The sequence below is a fragment of the Gloeomargarita sp. genome, from assembly GCF_053491055.1.
The window spans coordinates 23484-42314 of sequence record NZ_JBRCEP010000044.1; the positions used below are offsets into that span (position 1 = coordinate 23484).

Below are 18831 nucleotides of genomic sequence, written 5' to 3' on the forward strand. Positions count from 1 at the left end.
ATGGGTAAATGTTTGAGGCGTGCTAACGTAGTCTGTATTGGGTCACCATACACCTAAAACCCATTAGTGCGATGAATTTTCTTCTGCGATTGATTGGTTTAGGTTTGACCCTCTGGGGCATTTATATGCTGGGGGAAAACATCTTTTTCACCACCCAAGCCTCTCCCTATTTTTGGCGGGGTATCGCTGCCGATGGGTCAGTGCTTGCCCTCACCGCTGGGGTGCTCATGTTGGTTTTGCTCCCTAGCGATGCGAAAAGTTGGGGACTGCTGCCAATTGTCATCGCGATTGTGTTGATCATTGCCAGTGGTCAAGCGGTTTTGCAACCTACCAGTTTGTGGCAATTGTTCCTCTCATTATTGGCGTTAACAGTAGGCTATACATTGCTCACTACCGGACGCATCCCCCTCTAGATCAGAGTTTATATTTATAATTTGGGTAAGGGGCAAGTAGGTGCATCTGCTTGGGTTGGGGGGGCAATCATTGGCCCAACTAAAGTGTAGTGTTCGGTCTGACCATAGATACGATGATTGGGCAAATTCACCTGGTCTAATTCCTGGTTTTTTAATAATATAAATGGGCGTACCGGTTTCTCTTTCCACAGACGTTCCAGGGTTTCTTTGCTGTGGGCTTCTACCCGCCTGCCGCTGTAAAAATCTAAAGTGCGGCGGCTGTGATGGCGAGAGAGATAAACGTTATATCCGGGAGGTACAAATTGGCGAATGAGGGCTGCAACCGGTTTCACGGCAAATTCCGAATTGTTTAACTCCCAGTTCCAGTGTGGCGTTGCCATAAATGCCACCAGAGCTAGATAAAATCCCCCGGTTAAAACCACTAAAAATTGCCGCTTTTGTTGCCAGTAATAAAAGGTAGTTCCCCCAAACGTTATGGCTAGGACCAATAACACACCTGCGAGGTCGAATTGCTTTGCCATAAACCCATAGTAAATACCTGCACCTGTGGCCCCAAAAGTTAAAAACCCAAATACATACAACCACCAGCGGGGCGGGACAGTTTTGTTCTGCCAAATTTGGGTTATTTTTGCCCCAACATTTAGCGCAAAAAAAGGATAAATAGGCATCACATACCAGGGGATTTTTGTTGTCATCAAGGAAATAATGCCTAAAAATATGCCCGTGCCCAATAAACTTAGTTTTGCCCAGGATTCGTGACGTTTGCGCCAAGCCAAAAGCAATCCCCCCGGCCAAAACAAAAACCACGGCCAACTGTGAAAAAATAAATGTTGCACATAATACCAAGGCGGCCCCGGTTCCCCTCCCACCACTTCCCAAGCGCGGGCCAGACTTTGGTCGAGGAAATGCCCTTGCCAAAAGGTGGCGCCATAGTGAGCCATTTGGGCAAAAAACCAACTCAAACCGGGGAGCATTCCTAGCCATAAACCCACCCAAAACGATGGGTTTGGGAAGGTGCGAGGCTGTTCCCAGGCTAAAAACGCTAAAGCAATTACCCCCAAGGGCAGGGCAATTAATCCCTTGGTCAGGGCGATGATTCCCAGCAGGCATCCCATCCCCCAACTCCAGCGGGGTTCATAGCGGGTACCGGCGGTGGCAATCAGCAAAAACACTAAGCCCGTTACAACGGTGCCGTCTAACATGGCAAGACGACCATGCCGCACCACCGGCAGCAGGGTCAAAAACACCAGGGCAGCCCAGCGGGCAGCAACTTCCTTGGCCAACACCTGTCGTCCCAGCAGGTACATCCCCGGCACGGCCAAGCTACTGACCACAGCGGCAGGGAAACGGCTGGTCCAGTCGGTAATGCCCCCTAAGCGATAGCTGAGCGCAGTAAGCCAATGCACCAACGGCGGTTTGTTTAGGTAGGGTTCCCCCATGCGGGTGGGAAAGAGCCAATTGCCGGTGCAAAAAATATCCCGTGCCACCAGCGCTACCTGACCTTCATCCACATCCCGAAGCGGTACGTTGTCCAAACCAATTAGCCAGACCAGCAACGCCAGTCCGGTCAAGCCCAGCAACCACCGCCAGCTCAAAGGGCCAGGGGTAACCATAACCGGCTCGAAAAGCGATTGTCGGGGAGTTTTTCGTAGAAAATATCGCCGCCCATCTGTTGCACCTGGAACCGACACAGGAATAACTCCCGCGCCGGGGAATGGTCCAAGACGCCGTTGCCCAACGGGTCGGGCTGGCCCGGGCGCAGCAGTTCCAGAAGACTTACGGACATCGGGCCGTAGTCGGTAATCGCCACCTCCACCACCCCGCCTTGCACCGGTTGACACCAAATATCCACCCGTCCTTCCTGGGGAGAGCGTTGGCAGGCAAACCGCAGCAATTCTGCCAAAACCAACTCCAAACATTCCCCATCCCCCAAAATTTGCGCCTTTTCCAGCCCGGATTGATGCACCCGAAACCAGACCTTGCTTTGGTTGATTAGGTCATTGACACGGGCAGAGGCCCGGCGCAGGAGACCCGAAAGGGACACAGGCTGGGGATGCAGGGTGACATCGGGACTGAGCCAGCAGGTGGCTTGGGCCTGTTTCTCCGGCCACTGCTGCGGGAATTCCTCCGGCGTTAGGCTGCCCACCGCCGTTGCCCACTCCTGCCAGCGCCATTGCCGTTGCCAGTTTTGACTCACCAGGTGCAGATACGCCCGCTCTAAGTGCTGTAGCCGTTGGTTCCAGGTCAGTTCCCGCCCCAAAGCACTCCCCAAGGCCTGCACCACCTGGAGCAAAGCGGGCGGCCAGGTTTGTTGCGCCGTATCCAACAGCACCAGCACTCCCTGAACAGGTTCCCCAAGGGGCAAGGCAAACACCTGGTCAATGCCTGCTCCCGTCAACCAGCGGCGGGTCGCCGGTTCCAATTCCACCCCGCTTTGCAACCAAGGTTCCCGTTGCGCCATCACCCGCTGCAAAAGAGGGTCATCGGGAACCGAAATGGGGTCATGCACGTTGACCGTCAGGGCGTCGTGGTGGGGATTGGCCGCTACGACCTGTCCTGCCCCGGCCGTCCAAGTCACCAAGGCCACCTGCGGCAGGGAGAAAGCGGCAGCCAGATGTTGCACCAACGCCTGGGGTTGATCCAGGAGTTCCAAGCCCCGCACCAGCGCCCGATACCAACGGGTTTGGGATTCGTAGGACTGTTGTAAATACCATTGGCGCACCACCGTTCCCAGTTGCCGCGCCACCGCCTGGGCAAACTGGCAATCGCGGGGACTCCAATAGTGGGGTTGGTTTTGGGTCAAAACCAGGAGAATGTGCGGGTCCTGTGCCGGCAGGGCATTGGCTGCCAACACCGCTTGCACCCCTTGGTTTTGTAGGGTTTGTCGCCAGGTCATGAGTTTCAATTCCGTTTGCCAGTTGGGTACGGTGATGACGACCTCCCCCTGGCGCAGTAAATCCTGGTCCAATTCGTGCAAGGGCGCTAAAGGCCCTACCAAAGGCCGTTTTTTATAGCTTTGGTACACGATTTCATAATGGCGGCTGTCGGGATTTTGGTGCAGGAGCAACCATCGCTCCCCCGGCAAATGCTGATCCAAAATTTGACCGGCGGTTTTGAGCGCCTGTTGCCAGTCACCGGCCCCATAAACTGCCTGCGCTACGCCCAAGTACACCTTTTGCTCCGTTTCCAGCCGCGCCAGCGTTTGGCTCAATTCTGCCAGGGGTGAGAGCATGGCTGCCAACTGGGCCACCCCTTGCAGAACCGATTTGTCAAAAGGCTCCCAATTCCGGGGCTGGCGGCTAAGACAACAGTAAAACCCCAACAACTGCTTGGATGCGGGCGCCAAAATAGCAGCGGCTAACAACGCCTTGGCATTGTACTGCTGCCAAAACTGGAGGCTGATGGGGATGCGCTCGGCTTGGCTGGCATCGTTAATCACCACCAATTCCCCCAGCACGAGATTTTGGTACAAGCCCTGGACCATCGCCACGGGCACCACCTCCTCCCGTCGCAACCGGGGGGCGCTGGTTTTGAGGATGAAGTGATTCGCCCGTTCGTCGTAGGCATACACCAGGGTTTGGTCCGCCCCAAGGGCCTGATGCACCTGTTCGGCCATGAGGGCCAGACGTTCCTCATAACTGCTCTGGGGACGGCACTTGAGCATCACCTGGGTCAGAAATTCTCCCCCTTGGCGGCTCTGCTGTCGGTGGTGCTGCTCCGTCAAGCGGCGCAACTGTTGCTCCATTTCGGCCAAAAACAGCCGCACCCGCAGTTTGCCATCCGGGCGCAGCGCCGCGCCCCAATGGGGAATCCCCAACCAAGCGACCCCCATTCCCCCTGGCAGCGGGTAGAGGGTGACTCCCACCGGGCGCAGGCGTTGCATTTTAGTGGCCCATTCCCCCAACTTCGGCTCCTTGCTCCAGTCGGGAATATCCAGGGGCGTTTGGGACTGCAAGACCCGCTGCCACACATCCCCCGCCGTGACCGCCAACCGTTGCCGCAGCAGGGTTCCCTCCTCCCTGGGGTTGGGCACCACCCCGTCTTTGCCCACCAGCATTTGCCGAAGGGCATCGTAACTGGCTAACCACACCCAGACCGACCCAGTACGCCCCTCGCTGGCCAGATGGGTCTGCAATTCCTGCCCCAGATAGGCGGCGGCTTGGCTCCAGACCTGTTCCGCTGTCGTGGCCGCCCGTACCTGTTCCACCGCTTGCACCAGGGCGGTCAACTTGCTTTCTTCTGTGATGACTGCCGTTTTCAAAACCACCGGAATTTTCAGGAATAGTACCAGCTTACCAGGGTCACCGCGAGGCTTCCAATCGGTCGATTAACCCGGCCACCGTATCCAAAGCCCGGTCAATGGTCGCTGGCTGGGTCAAATCCACCCCCACGTACTGCCGCAACGCCTCCATCTGCTCCTGGGAACCGCCGCTGGCGAGCAGTTGCAAATACCCTGGGATAAACTCCCGCCCGTGCTGCCGGTACTGCTGATAGCAGGCCAAACTCACCACACTGGATGCCGTGTATTGGTAACAGTAAAAAGGCTTGAAAAAAATATGGCCGATGCGCGCCCAGTCCACCCGATGTTCCGGCAGCACTTCCACCGCATCGCCGCACAATTCCTGATAAAGCTGCATCCAGGTCTGATTGACAAATTCGTGGTCAAAACTCCCCTGGGTCGCCCGCTCATGAATTGCCAATTCTAAGCGGCTGATGGTGCTCTGCCGGAAGATTAAATTCAACTGGTCCTCGATCAAGCGCACCAACAACAGCCGTTGCAACGCCGGTTGGTCATTGGCCCGCGCCAGCAGATAATCCAGCAACAGCAACTCATTAAACACCGACGCCACCTCGGCCAAGACCATCGGCGGATTGCTGTTGAAATAGGTCTGTGCCTCCCCAATCCAAGCAAAATGCAACCCATGCCCCAGCTCGTGCGCCAGCGTAAACAGGGAGTTGTAATCATCCGCATAGGAAAGCAACAGATAACTGTGCTTGCCATACACATAGGAACAAAACGCTCCCCCCTGCTTGCCGGGACGCATCTGGGCATCCACCCACCGCTTCTGGAAAAATTGCTCCGCCCGCTGACGATAGGTGTCGCTAAATTCCCCCAACGCCCCCAGCAGCAGTGCAATCCCCCGGTCGTAGTCAATCCGGGTGTCCACCGGCTGTTGGCTCGGCCAGGGTGCAAACATATCACAGGTGCGAATTTTCTGCCCCAGCGCTTCCCCTTTTTGCCGGTAATAGCGTTGGAACAGGTCGTAACGCGCCCGCGTACCCTGCATGATGGCCGCAAACACGGCTTCGGGCACCTCATCCGCCAGCAATTGCTTGGCCAGGGTCGAGGGATAGCCCCGCAGTTGGTTTTCCAGGCGATGATCCTGCGCCAACGTACTCAGAATATACCCATAAAGCAAATTGTGTTCCGCCAGCCGCTCCCGGATGCTGGTGTAGGCCTGGTAGCGGGTCTGGGCATCCGCATGAAACAGCAGGGCGCTCAATTCCGCCTCCAGGGTCGCCGTTGTTCCTTCGGGGGTGGTCACCGGGCGGTAGGTCAAGGCCCCTTGGTGCAAAGAACGCAGTTGGATAAACGCCTGCCGTCCCGTCAAACTGTCCTGGTTGCGGGTTTGTTCCACGGCCTCGGGCAACCGGTAGGGCTGGGTCACCCGGAGCCGTTCCAGATAGTGCCGGTAGCCCGCCAAGACCGGTGCCTGAATCAACTGGGTCAACTGCGCCGCCGGTAATTGCTGCAATTCCAGGGAGAAAAACAACACCTGATTTTCTATTGCCGTCGCCGCCTGCATCACCTGGTCCAGCCGTTGCCGAGCGCGGGGGTTTTGCGTATCTGCCGCAAACATCAACGCGGGATAGGCATAGACATAACCCACCCGTTCCCACAGGGATTCCAAGGTTTGCAAGGCCGTGCGCACCTCCAGCGGGGTCAAGGTCGCCACCCTGCCCCGATAGGTCTCCCGAAACCGTCCCGCCTGCGCCTGCAACGCCTGCATCTCCTGGTCCAGCCGGGGGTCTTCCAGGCTTTGGTACAAATCCGACAAATCCCACGCGCGGGCGTAAGTGACGGTCATGGCCGCTCCCTGCCAACGTACTGTTCCCATGATGCCCCAATCAAGGCCAGCGCGACGACCGGTGCGGTGACCGTGCGGAGCACCCGTCTTCCCAACGACACGCACTGCCCCCCCTGGGCCTGCAACCAAGCCATTTCCGCCGGACTCCACCCCCCCTCCGGCCCAATCAGTACCGCCAAGGCCGTTGGTTCCGGGGGCAGGACGGTCACCAGATGGGGAAATTCCGGCGACGGGGCGCACACCAACTTGGGCATGGCCCCCACCTGCACAACCGCCGTGGCCAAAGGTTGGGCCGGGAACACCTCCGGTATCCATTGCCGCCAGGACTGCTCTGCCGCTTCGGTCGCAATTCGCCGCCAGCGTTCCATCCGCCCAGAACCCGGATGCACCTGCGTCCGTTCCGTGAGCACCGGCCAAATCTGCCGCACCCCCAACTCCGTCGCCTGCCGTACCACCTGATCCATCCCATCCCCCTTGGGAATTCCCATCAGGAGGGCGATAGGGGCAGGCAGTTCCCGCCAGATGGGTAATAATTCCCCCAACTGGGCCAGGGTCGGGGTGAGCAACTGCGCCCGCCACCAATGCCCCTGCCCGTCCATGGCGATAAAGGCATCCCCTGGTGACAACCGCAACACCCGTCCCAGGTAATGGCTTTGCGCCGGGGTCAAATGCACCTGTTGCCCCTGCCTTTGCTGGGGATGAATGGTCAGGCGCTGATACCCGGCCAGGGCGTCTAGGGGGGGCGTGGCGCCCGCAGAGGTTGCCATATCAGGTGTATTCACTCGCCGTAACTTTAGCGTAGCGCCTTACCAGGGTATAAACAGCCTTAATGGTTCTCAAGGCATGGCGATAACGACCGCCCCTTTATTAGCCCCTGTGGCTTGAGGAATCACCACAGGGTTACTCAGAAGAGCCGCACCCGCAGGATGTGGCCCAGAACAAGCTGTTATTGCTCCGTTTTTTTCAGAATGGGAGAATCAGGAATGCTCAAATACCCAACTGACGCAACACCGGTCGCCGATTCTGGGCAAACTTTTGGGCGCTTTCTTGTAAAAATTGCCAGTTTTCTTCGGGAGTTTCCAGGGTTTTGCCCTCTTTGGTAAAGCGCATCCCACTATTTTTGAGATTTTGCCAGACAAATTCTAAGCCTTGCTCGCCCTTAGCTTCTGCCAGCAACAGCAACTGCTCCAGCCGGGGGACACTAATGCCATTGCCAATCACCGGACTGCACAGGAAATTCACGTCGCTGTGGTGGAGTGAGCGCTGGATCATTGCCTGGTTAAATTGCTGCGCCTGCGTGGGTTCAATCCCCTCGACAACCGGGTGGGCATAACTCATGCCGGTCATGACCAGCAAGGCTTGGATCAGACGTTGGAGCGGGATATTGTGGGCACTCAATTTGGCCTCTAATTGGGCAAGGCTGAGGGGGCCTTCTTCCTTGAGGCACATGGTGAGGGGCCGATAAACATGTTCCTGGAGTTGCAATTTCCCCAAAGCGGTTTGATGTTCCAGTTTGATTTGGTCAACCTCCACGGTCAACATAAATTTCATCCGGCGAAATGCCTCGGTTTGCTCGGCGGGACTCAAGAACTCCAGCCCCCGCACATACACATCCCGGCGGAAGGTATTATTCAGATAAAAATCCCGCACCACTTCCCGATAAACCGGGTCTGGAATTTTTGCCAATGCTTGTATGGCTTCCGCCGTGAAATTGAGATTCTCCATATTATCAATCAGGTGGGCCGAACCCAAGTAGGTGAGTTTGGCCTGTTCCATCTGCTGATGCACTTGGTCAAAGTACAGGGCCGTCCAGTGCTCGTTGAAATATTCATGGATGAGATAGGAGCGATTTTGGGATTTGAGGCGCTCTAGACGTTTCACAACATTAGGTTCTTGCAAATAGACCGCTTTGGTCGCTTTCATCTGTTCTAAAAATTCGAGTGCCCCGTTGAGTCGCTGCTCGACAGACGTATTGGTGACCGTCTTATATTGCAACATCAGTCGCTGCAGGGGCGCCATCATCGCCCAGCCAGGCATGGTGTTGTAGGATATATAAACTACCCCGCCAATTTTGAGTTTTTGGCGGATAAATTCCACAATCGCCTGGCGGTTTTCCTCGCTAATCCAGCTATAAATTCCGTGGAGGCAAATAAAATCAAAGGGGGGCAAATCCTCATGCAGATATTCCTTAAAACTTTTATCGGCAAAGGTCACATTGGTCAGTCCTGCCGCCTGGGCGATGGTACGGGCATGCAATATATGGGTGGGGTTAAAATCCGTCCCGTAGAACTGGGCATGAGGATAGGCTGCAGCCAGGATATTTGTGGTCATGCCGAGGCCGCAGGCCAATTCGCAGTAGGTGAAGGGTTGGTGGAGAGGAAGCCCCTGCACCCGTTTCATCAACAAAACCAGATGCAAATTGGCAGGGCTAAGGTGGTGGTAAAATCCGGGTGTGTAGGGGATTTGGGTAACGTACCCTTCATTCCAAGTCATGGTTTTCTCAGGTCAGGGACTAGCTGGATTATACTACCAGTCATCTACCGCGCAGACAGCCTGGGGCTTTGCAGGTCAAACCTTGAACATGGACCCAACTTAGGGACGAGGATGAACGATGAACCAACCCAAGGGATGGATGTGGCCACCGCGACGGCAGTTTTACAGGTCGGGGAACAGGTTTTCACAGCCGCGGAGTTGTTGCGGGCGCTGGCGGAACATCAACTGCTTATCCCCCTTATCCAGGGAATCGTGACGGAACAAGCCCTGCGGGACATTTCCTGCACGCCGGAGGAGGAGGCCCAATGGCTACAAGCGTTTTGGGAGCAACAGCAGGTGACAAACCCTGAAGCGCAACAGGCCTGGTTGGCGCGCCATGCCCTGACGCCGGAGCAGGTGGTGCGGGTCGCCAGCCGTCCCCACCGGTTGGAACGGTTCAAGGAGGCCACCTGGGGCGCTGAGGTGGAAAGTTATTTCCTGCAACGCAAGGCGCACCTGGACCGGGTAGTGTATTCGCTTTTGCGCACCCACCAACCCGGCATTGCCCAAGAACTGTACTTCCGCATCAGCGAGGGGGAACAGTCCTTTGCCGAGGCGGCCAAGCAATTTTCCCAAGGGCCGGAGGCCAACACAGGCGGGCTGATTGGGCCTGTGCCTTTGGGCAAGTTGCATCCTACCCTCAGCCGTATGCTCTCGGTCAGCCAACCGGGGCAGGTCTGGCCGCCGGTGCAGTTGGGCAACTGGTGGGTGGTGGTGCGGCTGGAACAATCTCTCCCTGCCCAACTGGATGAAGCCACCCGGCAACACCTGTTGGATGAACTCTTCCACAGTTGGCTGGATAACCAAGTAAAGCAACTCTGCCCAGGAAAACTCCTATGACGCCATTTCACGAGTTTTTGCGGAACCATCCCCTGGTACAGACCCTGCCTGCGTCCCTGCACGACCGGGTGCTGGGGCAGGTGCAGGCCTGGAAGTACCGGATGGGGCAACCGCTCATCGTCGCCAACCAAAACCCTGACCATGTGATTGTTTTGTACCAAGGGGCGGCGCGTTGTCTGTTTTTGGACCCCCGCAGTCAGAAGCTGGTGACGCTGGAGCGGTTGGCAGTGGGGGCGGTGGTGGGCTGGCTGGGGGCGTTGCGCCAACAGACAAGCGAGACGGTGATTGCTGCCGAAGAGGCGATTGGGTTGGCCCTACCGGCGGCTTTGTTCCGGGAACTATGGCAGACCCAACCGGCCTGGCGGGACTATTTTGGTCAAGAAGCGACGGCGGTGGAACGGGCGGAATTGCTCGGGGCGGCGTTGGCCCAACAGGCAGAGCAGACGGTGAAGACGCCCCTGCGGGAGTGGGTGCGCCAGTTGGAGGTGAAATTGATCAGCTTGGCGCCGGGGCTGCTGGTGTTGCCGGAGATTCCCAATTGCCGCTGGTGGTTGAGTTTGGGGCAGGTGGGGAACTATCGGGCGCCCGGTTGGTTGGATTTGCAAACGCCTTCGTTGCGGGTGGAATGCCCCAGCCGGTTGTTGGGGGTCGTCGGGCCGCTCATCCCGGAGTCGCCCCCGGCAGCCATCGTGGCCCCTCCACCGGTGACGCCGTTGCCGGAGTTGCCCTATGCGCCGGGCGTGAGCGCCCAAACCGGGGTCGGCCCTAGCCGTGCGGATTACCCCTACGTGCGGGGGGAAGGGGAAATCGGCGGGACCTTGGCCTGCCTGCAGATGGTGGCCAAGTGGTTCCAGATGCCGTTTCGCCGGGAGCTGCTGCGGCGGGTGCTCGAAAGCAGGCGGCAACAGATGGGGGGGGTGACGCCGCAATTGCTGGGGGCGGTGGTGCAGTTGATGGGCATGGACACCCAGTTGTTGCAGGTGCCCAGCCCCTTGGTGACCCGGGTGGAAGCGCCAGCCCTGATGCAGTGGCAGGGCCGATGGGTGGTGCTGTTTGCCATCTCGCCGCAGGAGTTGGTGCTGGGAGTGCCGGATCAGGGAATTGTGCGGCGGCGACCGAGCGAGTGGTTGGCCACGGTGGGGGATGAGGTCACCTTACTGACCCTGAAAAAGACGGCGCATACGCCCCAAGCCCGGTTTGGCCTCAGTTGGTTTTGGCCGTCGATTTGGCGGTATCGGCGGGTGTTGCTGGAGGTGTTTGTGGCCTCGTTTTTTGTGCAATTATTCAGCCTGGCCAACCCGCTGATGATTCAGATCATTATTGATAAGGTGTTAGTTCAAAACAGCATTAGTACCCTGAATGTCCTGGGGATTTTGCTGATTGGGATTGCGGTGGCAGAGGCAGTTTTGAGTGCCATTCGCACCTATTTGTTTGTGGATACCACCAATCGCATTGATATGACGTTGGGGGCGGCGGTGATTGACCATTTGTTGCGGTTGCCCCTGCGCTATTACGAACGCCGGCCGGTGGGGGAATTGGCAACCCGCGTCAATGAATTGGAGCAGATTCGCCAATTTTTGACGGGTACGGCTTTGACCGTGGTGCTGGATGCGGTGTTTTCCGTTGTCTATATCGTGGTCATGGTGGTCTACAGTTGGCTGCTGACCCTGATTGCCCTGGCGACGGTGCCGTTGTTTGTCCTGCTGACCCTGTTGGCCGCCCCGATGATCCGCCGTCAATTGCGCACCAAAGCGGAACGGAATGCGGAAACCCAGGCCTATTTTGTGGAGGTGTTATCGGGAATTCAAACCGTCAAAGCGCAAAATTTAGAATTAAGTTCTCGCTGGGAATGGCAGACCCGTTATGCCCGCTATGTGAGTGCGGGGTTTCAGACGGTGATTACCTCCACCACGGCGGGCGCCCTGAGCCATTTTTTGCACCAATTATCGGGGTTGTTGCTGCTGTGGGTGGGGGCGTTTTTGGTGCTCAAAGGGGAATTGACCCTAGGGCAATTGATTGCCTTTCGGATCATTGCCAGTTACACCACCAGTCCCCTGTTGCGGTTGGTGCAGTTGTGGCAGAACTTCCAGGAGACGGCCTTATCCCTGGAACGGTTGGCGGATATTGTGGATACGCCACAGGAGGTGGAGGCAACCGACCGGCAGAATATCCCCATGCCGCCGATTGTGGGGGCGATCCGCTTTGAGGAAGTGAATTTTCGCTTTAACCCCAACAGTCCCCTGCAATTGGTGAATGTGTCGCTGGAGATTGCGCCGGGGACGTTTGTGGGGATTGTGGGGCAAAGCGGGGCGGGCAAAAGTACCCTCACCAAGCTGATTGCCCGGTTGTATGCGCCGGAATCGGGGCGGATTTTTATTGATAACTACGACATTGCCAAGGTGGATTTGTATTCGCTGCGGCAACAAATCGGCATGGTGTTGCAAGAGCCGCTGTTGTTTGACGGCACGATTCAGGAGAATATCGCCCAAGCCAACCCGGATATACCGGTGGAGGCAATCATCGAGGCGGCGAAAATTGCCTGCGCCCACGATTTCATTATGAGTTTGCCCCAGGGGTACAACACGCGGGTGGGGGAGCGAGGGAGCGCCCTATCGGGGGGGCAACGGCAACGGGTGGCGCTGGCGCGGGTGTTGGTGCAGCAGCCCCGGTTGTTGATTTTGGACGAGGCCACCAGCGCCCTGGATTACGACACGGAATACCAGGTCTGTCAAAATTTGGCCAAGGCCCTGCAAGGCCGCACCGTGTTGTTTGTCACCCATCGGTTGGCCACCATTCGCCACGCCGACCGCATTTTGGTGATGGACCAAGGTAGAATTGTGGAAGATGGCACCCACGAGGAACTGTGCCAGCTCAAAGGGCGTTACTATTCTCTCTATCAGAAACAAAAATGACGAAATCCTTGCCTGCGGGCGCCCCCTTTGACCAGCCGGTGGTGTTGCGCCAACCAGGGGTGTGGTCGCACCTGATTTTGTGGTCTTTGGTGGGCACGGCAACGGGGGTGATCCTGTGGGCGGCGTTTGCCCCGTTGGAACAGGCAGTGCAGGCGCCGGGGGCGCTCAAACCGGTGGGGGAAGTCAAGGAGGTGCGGGCGCCCTTGAGCGGGGTGGTGCGGGCGGTGTACGTCAAAGAGGGGCAGTTGGTCAAGCGGGGGCAGTTGCTGTTGACGTTGGACCCGCGGGCCAATGCTGCGGAATTGGCGGCCAGTCGGCGGGTGCGGGAGAATTTGCTGGCGGAAAACCGCATCTACCGGGCATTGCTGGCGGGGGTGGGGGAGGTGACCACCTTGAGTCCGGAGCAACAGGCGATGTTGCAGGAAAGTCAGCGGGAATTGCTGAGTCGGTTGCAGGCGGCGCAGGCGCGGATTCGGCAATTGGAAGAACAACTGCGCCAAAACAACATTATGCTGGCGAGCAAGGAAGCGGTCTTGGCAAGCAATAAGGCGTTGTTGGCCGATTTGCAAACCCTGATGGAGGAGGGGGGTCTGGCGCGGGTGCAGTACGTGCGCCTGCAGCAGGAGGTGTTGCAGCAGGAGGGGGAAGTGCAGCGGTTGCGCAGCGAACAACCCCGCCTCGAAAGCAGTATCCAGCAGGCCAAAGCGGAGATGCAAAATACCTTGGCGGCCACCCGCCGGGATTTGTTGGTGAACATCAGCGAGAATGAGCGGCGGATTGCGGAATTGACCCGGCAACTGGAACAGGCGCAGGTGGCCCAGCAGTATCAGGAGGTGCGCGCTCCGGCCGATGGCATTGTGTTTGACTTGCAGCCGCATACGCCGGGGTTTGTGGCCAATGTCAACGATCTGCGGCCACTGCTGAAAATTGTGCCGACCGACAAGTTGGTGGGGGAAGTGTACATTACCAATCGGGATATTGGCTTTGTGGCGCCGGGGATGGATGTGGATGTGCGGATTGATTCGTTTCCGTTTAGCGAATTTGGGGATGTGAAGGGGAAATTGGTGCAGGTCGGGGCGGATGCCTTGCCCCCTGACAATACTTATAATTTCTTCCGGTTTCCGGCGCGGATCGAATTGGCCTCGCAAACGATGCGGGTCAAGGACCGGGTGGTGCCCTTGCAGTCGGGGATGAGCATCACGGCCAATATCCGCACCCGCAAGCGCACCGTCTTAAGTATTTTTACAGATTTGTTTACGCGGCAGACGGAAAGTTTGCGCTACGTGCGTTGACCTGGGGGCCTCTTCCCTAAGAGCAAAGGCGGGTGGGACAGTTCCTCCCGGCCAGCGGGGGACCGTACCGTTGCCAACTTAACCTTCTTTTAACGAACAGCTAGTTATTTCTTATACAGTTCTTAATTGATCTGCTCCCTGTTTTTACCTAATTTGCGAATAGTTTTGTTTTTTCGCGGGAGAAGGGCAGGGATTATGACATCTACCTTTACCTTACAGTTGCTGCATGCTTCGGACCTTGAGGGAACTGTTAGTGCTATTCCGAACGTAGCTAACTTTGCGGCGCTGGTGGAGTATTTTGAAAATCTGGCGACGCCGGTGGATGGTGGCACCCGCACCCTGGCCCAAAACACCATTCTTCTCTCTTCGGGGGACAATTACCTTTCGGGGCCTTTTTTCAATGCGGCAGGCGATACGACGGTGGATGTGGACCCCAATACCCCTGGGGTGCAAACGGTGCAAACGGTTTTGCGGAATGTGTACAATCGGTTGTTTGGCTTGCCTGCCGATGTGAATGGGGATGGGAACCCCGATAGCTTTACGGATTTGCGGGCGGCGCCGGGGCGGATTGACATCAGTATTATGAATGTGATTGGCTTTGATGCCTCAGCCCTAGGAAACCATGAATTCGACCTGGGCACGGCGGTCTTGGCGGATATTATTGCGGCGGATATTCGGGGGACAACGACGCCCAATCTGTTGGGGGGTACTCGTTGGTTGGGCGCCCTGTTTCCCTACCTGGCCAGTAACCTGAACTTTGCCAATGACCCCAACTTCAATGCGGATGCGATCAATACTTTTGTCAATGGCGGCCCTCTTTTTTCAACCAGTCGAGAACGCTTCAATACGGATTACATTACCCAGCGGTCGGATTTGAATAAGCCGACGGCCAGTGCGCTGGTTGAACCGGATAAACTGGCGCCTGCGGTTATTATTGATACGGACGGGAGTAGCGCTACCACCTTTGACCGCATCGGTGTCATTGGCATTACTACCCCTTTGCTGCCGAGTATTTCGTCGCCGGGGGCCACCACCGTCATCGGCCCGACCACCAACAACGTGGAGTTGATTGCCCAATTCCTGCAACCGATTATTGATGATGTGATTGACGGTCCCGACAATAATCTGGGTACTGCCGATGACATCAACAAAATCATCCTGGTTACGCACCTGCAACAGTTTCAGATTGATCGGGCATTAGCGTCCCTGCTTAGGGGGGTGGACATCATCCTGGCAGGTGGCTCGGACACCATTCTCGCCGATGCAAACGACCCCCTCAGACCGGGGGATACGGCGGCATTGCCCTATCCTGTCCAAGCCACGGGTGCTGATGGCAGACCTGTCCTCCTGGTCAACACGGATGGCACTTATAACTATCTAGGGCGCTTGGTGGTGCAGTTTGATGCCAATGGTGTCATCATCCCTGCCAGCTTGGACCCCGTCATCAATGGCGCCTATGCCACCACCGATGCGGTAACCTTCAGCACGATTGGTCTTACCGACCTCAATGGCGATGGGGTGGTTGACGGCAAAGACCTGCGCCTATTCGACCCCAACAGGGATGGGATCAGCAAAGCAGGTTTGACCGGGCAACTGACGGATGCGGTGACGGCGGTAGTCACGGACCAAGATGGCACGATTGTCGGGGATACCAGCGTCTTTCTGGAAGGGCGGCGGGAAAAGGTGCGTACCGAAGAAACCAACCTGGGTAACCTGACGGCGGATGCCAACCTGGCCTACGCCAAGGATGTGGACAAAACGGTGGTTCTCTCTTTGAAAAATGGGGGTGGGATTCGCGACATCATCGGGGCCATTCAAAACGACACCAGCCAAAACCCCCCGGTGACCAATTTTCTGCCCACCCAAGCCAACCCGCTGGCCAATAAGCAGGAAGGGGATATTTCCCAGTTGGACATTGCCGGGTCGCTGCGGTTTAACAACGGTTTGACCCTGCTGACGATTACCCAGCAGCAACTCTACTGGCTGTTTGAGGCGGCTGTGGCCCCTGTGGCGCCTGGGCAGACGCCGGGGAGTTTCCCGCAAGTGGCGGGTGTGCGCTTTAGCTACGATCCCAGCAAGCCGGGATTACAAGAACTGCGTACCGAATCTGCCGGTTCCACCCGCGTCTTCGATGCCGATGGGGTGTTGACGCCGGAATTCCAAGCCCGCCTGGCCAACGGTCAGGGCCGGATTCGCAACCTGGCTTTGGTGGATGAACGGGGGGTGGTCACGGAAGTCATTGTCAAAGACGGTCAGTTTGTGGGGAGCGCGACCGATACGCTGCGTATTGTCACCTTGAATTTTTTGGCAGGTGCGCCGCCGAGCTTTACGGGCACGGTGCCCAACCTGGTGGATACGGTGTACCCCTTTACCCGCTGGACGAACGCCAATCCTGCATTTGTCAATCGGGTGGATATTCCCAATAGCGGCGCGATTTTGGGCAACAAGGTCACGTTTGCTGCCCAGGGCACCGAGCAGGATGCTTTGGCCGAGTACCTGTTTGCCAATTTCAACGTCGCCCAAGGCAAGCCCTCGTTTAGTACTCCGGATGTGGCCGCGTCCTTTGATCAGCGCATCCAAAACTTGGCGGTTGCCCAGGATACGGTTTTGGCGACGGTGGCAAACCATGAGCTGACCGCCCAATTCAAATCCCGGATTTCCCTGACCGGTGGGGCAGAAATTGTCAGTTTTGACCCCGTCTCCAGACGCCTGTTTGTGGTCAGCGGTGGGGATAAACTGGCGGTTTTGAATGCGGCGAACCCCAGCAACCTGACGGTGATTACCACCATTGACCTGGCGCCCTATGCTACTACGGGTGGGGCGAACTATGCCAGTGGTATCGGTGCCAACAGCGTGGCGGTCAAAGATGGCATCGTGGCGGTGGCGGTAGGGCCGAATTTGGGGGATACGCCCAATGCAGCCCAGCGCACCGAGGCGAACGAGCAGGGGAAGGTGCTGTTCTTCAAGACGGATGGCACCTTTATCCGGGAAGTTTTGGTCGGCTTCTTGCCGGATAACCTGGTGTTTAGCCCGGACGGGAACAAGCTGGTTGTCGCCAACGAAGGGGAACCCCAGGGCTATCAACCGGGACAAGCTGACCCGGAAGGTTCGGTGAGCGTGATTACCTTTGCCGGGGGGGTGGGGGCGTTGACGGCAACGTCTCCCCTAACCAACGTCAATGCCACCTTTACGGCGTTCAACGGTCAAAAAGCCGCTTTGGAGGCGCAAGGGGCGAAATTCAACGGCCCCAATGCCACCCTCGCCCAGGATGCAGAGCCAGAGTACATCGCCATCTCGGCAGATTCCACCACTGCCTACGTCACCCTCCAGGAAAACAATGCGGTGGCGGTGGTGAACTTGATCACGGGAACGGTGACCAGCATCCTTCCCTTGGGCTTCAAGGATCACAGCCTGCCCTACCACGCCATTGATGCCAGCGACCAGGACGGCGGTTTCAATCCCCGCAGTTACCCGAACCTGTTTGGTCTGTACCAGCCGGATACCATTGCCACCTACACAGTCGGCGGTGTGACCTATTTGGTGACGGCCAACGAGGGAGACGGGCGGGAGTATGACGGCTTTGTGGAAGAGGTGCGGGGTGCTTCCGTACCGGGTGGTCTGGATGCCCGAGCGTTCCCTAACCCTGCAGGCATCTTGGATAACGAGGCTCTGGGTCGGCTGAGTGTCGTTCGCACCAACTACAGCGACCCCGATGGCGATCCTCAGCGGGAACGACTGTTTTCCTTTGGTGGCCGTTCCTTCTCGATCTGGAATGCCCAGACGGGTCAGTTGGTCTATGACAGCGGCAATGCCTTCGATACGATTGCGGAGGCACTTGGCATCCGGGATAACGGACGGGATGACAACAAGGGGACAGAACCGGAGGCGTTAGCGATCGGGCAAATTGGGGACCAAATCTATGCCTTTATTGGGTTAGAGCGCACGACGCGGGCCGCAGCCATTTTGGTGTACAACATTACCGATCCTGCTGCTCCCCGGTATGTCCGCACCATTGCGCTCCCCGGTGATGTCAGCCCTGAAGGGTTGATCTTTATCCGGGCGGAGGACAGCCCCAGTGGCAAACCCCTGCTGGTGGTCGCCAATGAGGTGAGCAATACGGTCAGTGTGGTTGAATTGGGGGTTGCTGGCACGACTGCCAGTTTGACGGGTGATGCCGGCAACGACCTCATCTATGGCGGTGCGAACAACGAAACCATCCGTGGTGAAGCCGGGAATGACAGCCTTGTGGGTGGTGACGGCAATGACACGATTGATGGTGGTGTTGGGGATGACATCCTCGTTGGCGAGGGCGGCAATGACAGCTTCCTCGGTGGGGAGGGAAATGACACCATCGGTGGCGGCACGGGCAACGATACGCTGTTGGGGGGTGCTGGGAATGATATCCTCATTGGCGAAGGCGGCGATGACAGCCTCGATGGTGATACGGGCAATGACATCATCTTCAGCGGCACGGGCAACGATACGGTTGTCGGTGGAGAGGGTAACGACAACATCTTTGCCGGTGAGGGGAATGACACCCTTGCGGGTGGGGCGGGTAACGACACCCTCTCTGGTGAAGGCGGCAACGATACCCTCGTTGGTGAAGGTGGGGATGACCTCCTGTTTGCGGGCGCGGGCAACGATGTGTTGGTGGGTGGCTTGGGGAATGACACCTTGGTGGGCGGCCCAGGCAGCGACCGGTTTGGGTTTGCCACAGGTGCCCCGTTCGTCCTCAGCACCATCGGCAACGATT

The 18831-nt window shown here is 57.4% G+C and carries 10 protein-coding genes; 5 read left to right on the forward strand and 5 right to left on the reverse strand.

The genetic code is table 11. The annotated features are described in order from the left end of the window. Positions 1 to 71 precede the first annotated feature (71 nt). Positions 72 to 413 (forward strand): hypothetical protein, encoded by a 342-nt coding sequence (locus ACWISF_RS04815; protein WP_448380460.1) that lies wholly within the window; start codon positions 72 to 74, stop codon positions 411 to 413. Between the two features lie 14 nt (positions 414 to 427). Here ACWISF_RS04815 and ACWISF_RS04820 read toward each other — a convergent pair whose 3' ends face one another. The 5 genes from ACWISF_RS04820 to ACWISF_RS04840 form a co-directional block, all read right to left on the reverse strand. Continuing rightward, positions 428 to 2026, reverse strand: coding sequence for an ArnT family glycosyltransferase (locus ACWISF_RS04820; RefSeq protein WP_448380461.1), 1599 nt, complete (start codon positions 2024 to 2026; stop codon positions 428 to 430). Beyond that, positions 2005 to 4680 (reverse strand): GAF domain-containing protein, encoded by a 2676-nt coding sequence (locus ACWISF_RS04825; RefSeq protein WP_448380462.1) that lies wholly within the window; start codon positions 4678 to 4680, stop codon positions 2005 to 2007. Before ACWISF_RS04825 ends, ACWISF_RS04820 begins: the two co-directional genes overlap by 22 nt. Before the next feature lie 34 nt (positions 4681 to 4714). Next, positions 4715 to 6502 (reverse strand): M3 family oligoendopeptidase, encoded by a 1788-nt coding sequence (locus tag ACWISF_RS04830; RefSeq protein WP_448380463.1) that lies wholly within the window; start codon positions 6500 to 6502, stop codon positions 4715 to 4717. Beyond that, positions 6499 to 7269 carry a 16S rRNA (uracil(1498)-N(3))-methyltransferase gene (locus ACWISF_RS04835; RefSeq protein ID WP_448380464.1) on the reverse strand — a complete coding sequence of 257 codons (771 nt, stop codon included), beginning with the start codon at positions 7267 to 7269 and terminating at the stop codon, positions 6499 to 6501. Before ACWISF_RS04835 ends, ACWISF_RS04830 begins: the two co-directional genes overlap by 4 nt. A 220-nt stretch (positions 7270 to 7489) precedes the next feature. Continuing rightward, positions 7490 to 8995 (reverse strand): class I SAM-dependent methyltransferase, encoded by a 1506-nt coding sequence (locus ACWISF_RS04840; RefSeq protein WP_448380465.1) that lies wholly within the window; start codon positions 8993 to 8995, stop codon positions 7490 to 7492. A 111-nt stretch (positions 8996 to 9106) separates the two neighbouring features. Between ACWISF_RS04840 and ACWISF_RS04845 the strand changes: the two genes are divergently transcribed. The 4 genes from ACWISF_RS04845 to ACWISF_RS04860 form a co-directional block, all read left to right on the forward strand. After that, positions 9107 to 9874, forward strand: coding sequence for a peptidylprolyl isomerase (locus ACWISF_RS04845; RefSeq protein WP_448380466.1), 768 nt, complete (start codon positions 9107 to 9109; stop codon positions 9872 to 9874). Then, the gene (locus ACWISF_RS04850) at positions 9871 to 12786 is read left to right on the forward strand and encodes a peptidase domain-containing ABC transporter (protein WP_448380467.1); all 2916 of its coding nucleotides are present in this window, start codon (positions 9871 to 9873) and stop codon (positions 12784 to 12786) included. The genes ACWISF_RS04845 and ACWISF_RS04850 overlap by 4 nt, the downstream gene beginning before the upstream one ends. Next, a complete protein-coding gene (locus ACWISF_RS04855) occupies positions 12783 to 14078 on the forward strand; it encodes an HlyD family type I secretion periplasmic adaptor subunit (RefSeq protein ID WP_448380468.1) in 1296 nt (431 codons plus the stop codon). The genes ACWISF_RS04850 and ACWISF_RS04855 overlap by 4 nt, the downstream gene beginning before the upstream one ends. A 195-nt stretch (positions 14079 to 14273) precedes the next feature. Then, the coding region (locus ACWISF_RS04860; RefSeq protein WP_448380469.1) for a choice-of-anchor I family protein at positions 14274 to 18831 on the forward strand (4558 nt) is incomplete at its 3' end.

Coding starts and splice junctions, on each gene's coding strand:
- ACWISF_RS04815 (WP_448380460.1), top strand. CDS start 72: ATGAATTTTCTTCTGCGATTGATTGGTTTAGGTTTGACCCTCTGGGGC.
- ACWISF_RS04820 (WP_448380461.1), bottom strand. CDS start 2,026: ATGGTTACCCCTGGCCCTTTGAGCTGGCGGTGGTTGCTGGGCTTGACC.
- ACWISF_RS04830 (WP_448380463.1), bottom strand. CDS start 6,502: ATGACCGTCACTTACGCCCGCGCGTGGGATTTGTCGGATTTGTACCAA.
- ACWISF_RS04835 (WP_448380464.1), bottom strand. CDS start 7,269: ATGGCAACCTCTGCGGGCGCCACGCCCCCCCTAGACGCCCTGGCCGGG.
- ACWISF_RS04840 (WP_448380465.1), bottom strand. CDS start 8,995: ATGACTTGGAATGAAGGGTACGTTACCCAAATCCCCTACACACCCGGA.
- ACWISF_RS04845 (WP_448380466.1), top strand. CDS start 9,107: ATGAACGATGAACCAACCCAAGGGATGGATGTGGCCACCGCGACGGCA.
- ACWISF_RS04850 (WP_448380467.1), top strand. CDS start 9,871: ATGACGCCATTTCACGAGTTTTTGCGGAACCATCCCCTGGTACAGACC.
- ACWISF_RS04855 (WP_448380468.1), top strand. CDS start 12,783: ATGACGAAATCCTTGCCTGCGGGCGCCCCCTTTGACCAGCCGGTGGTG.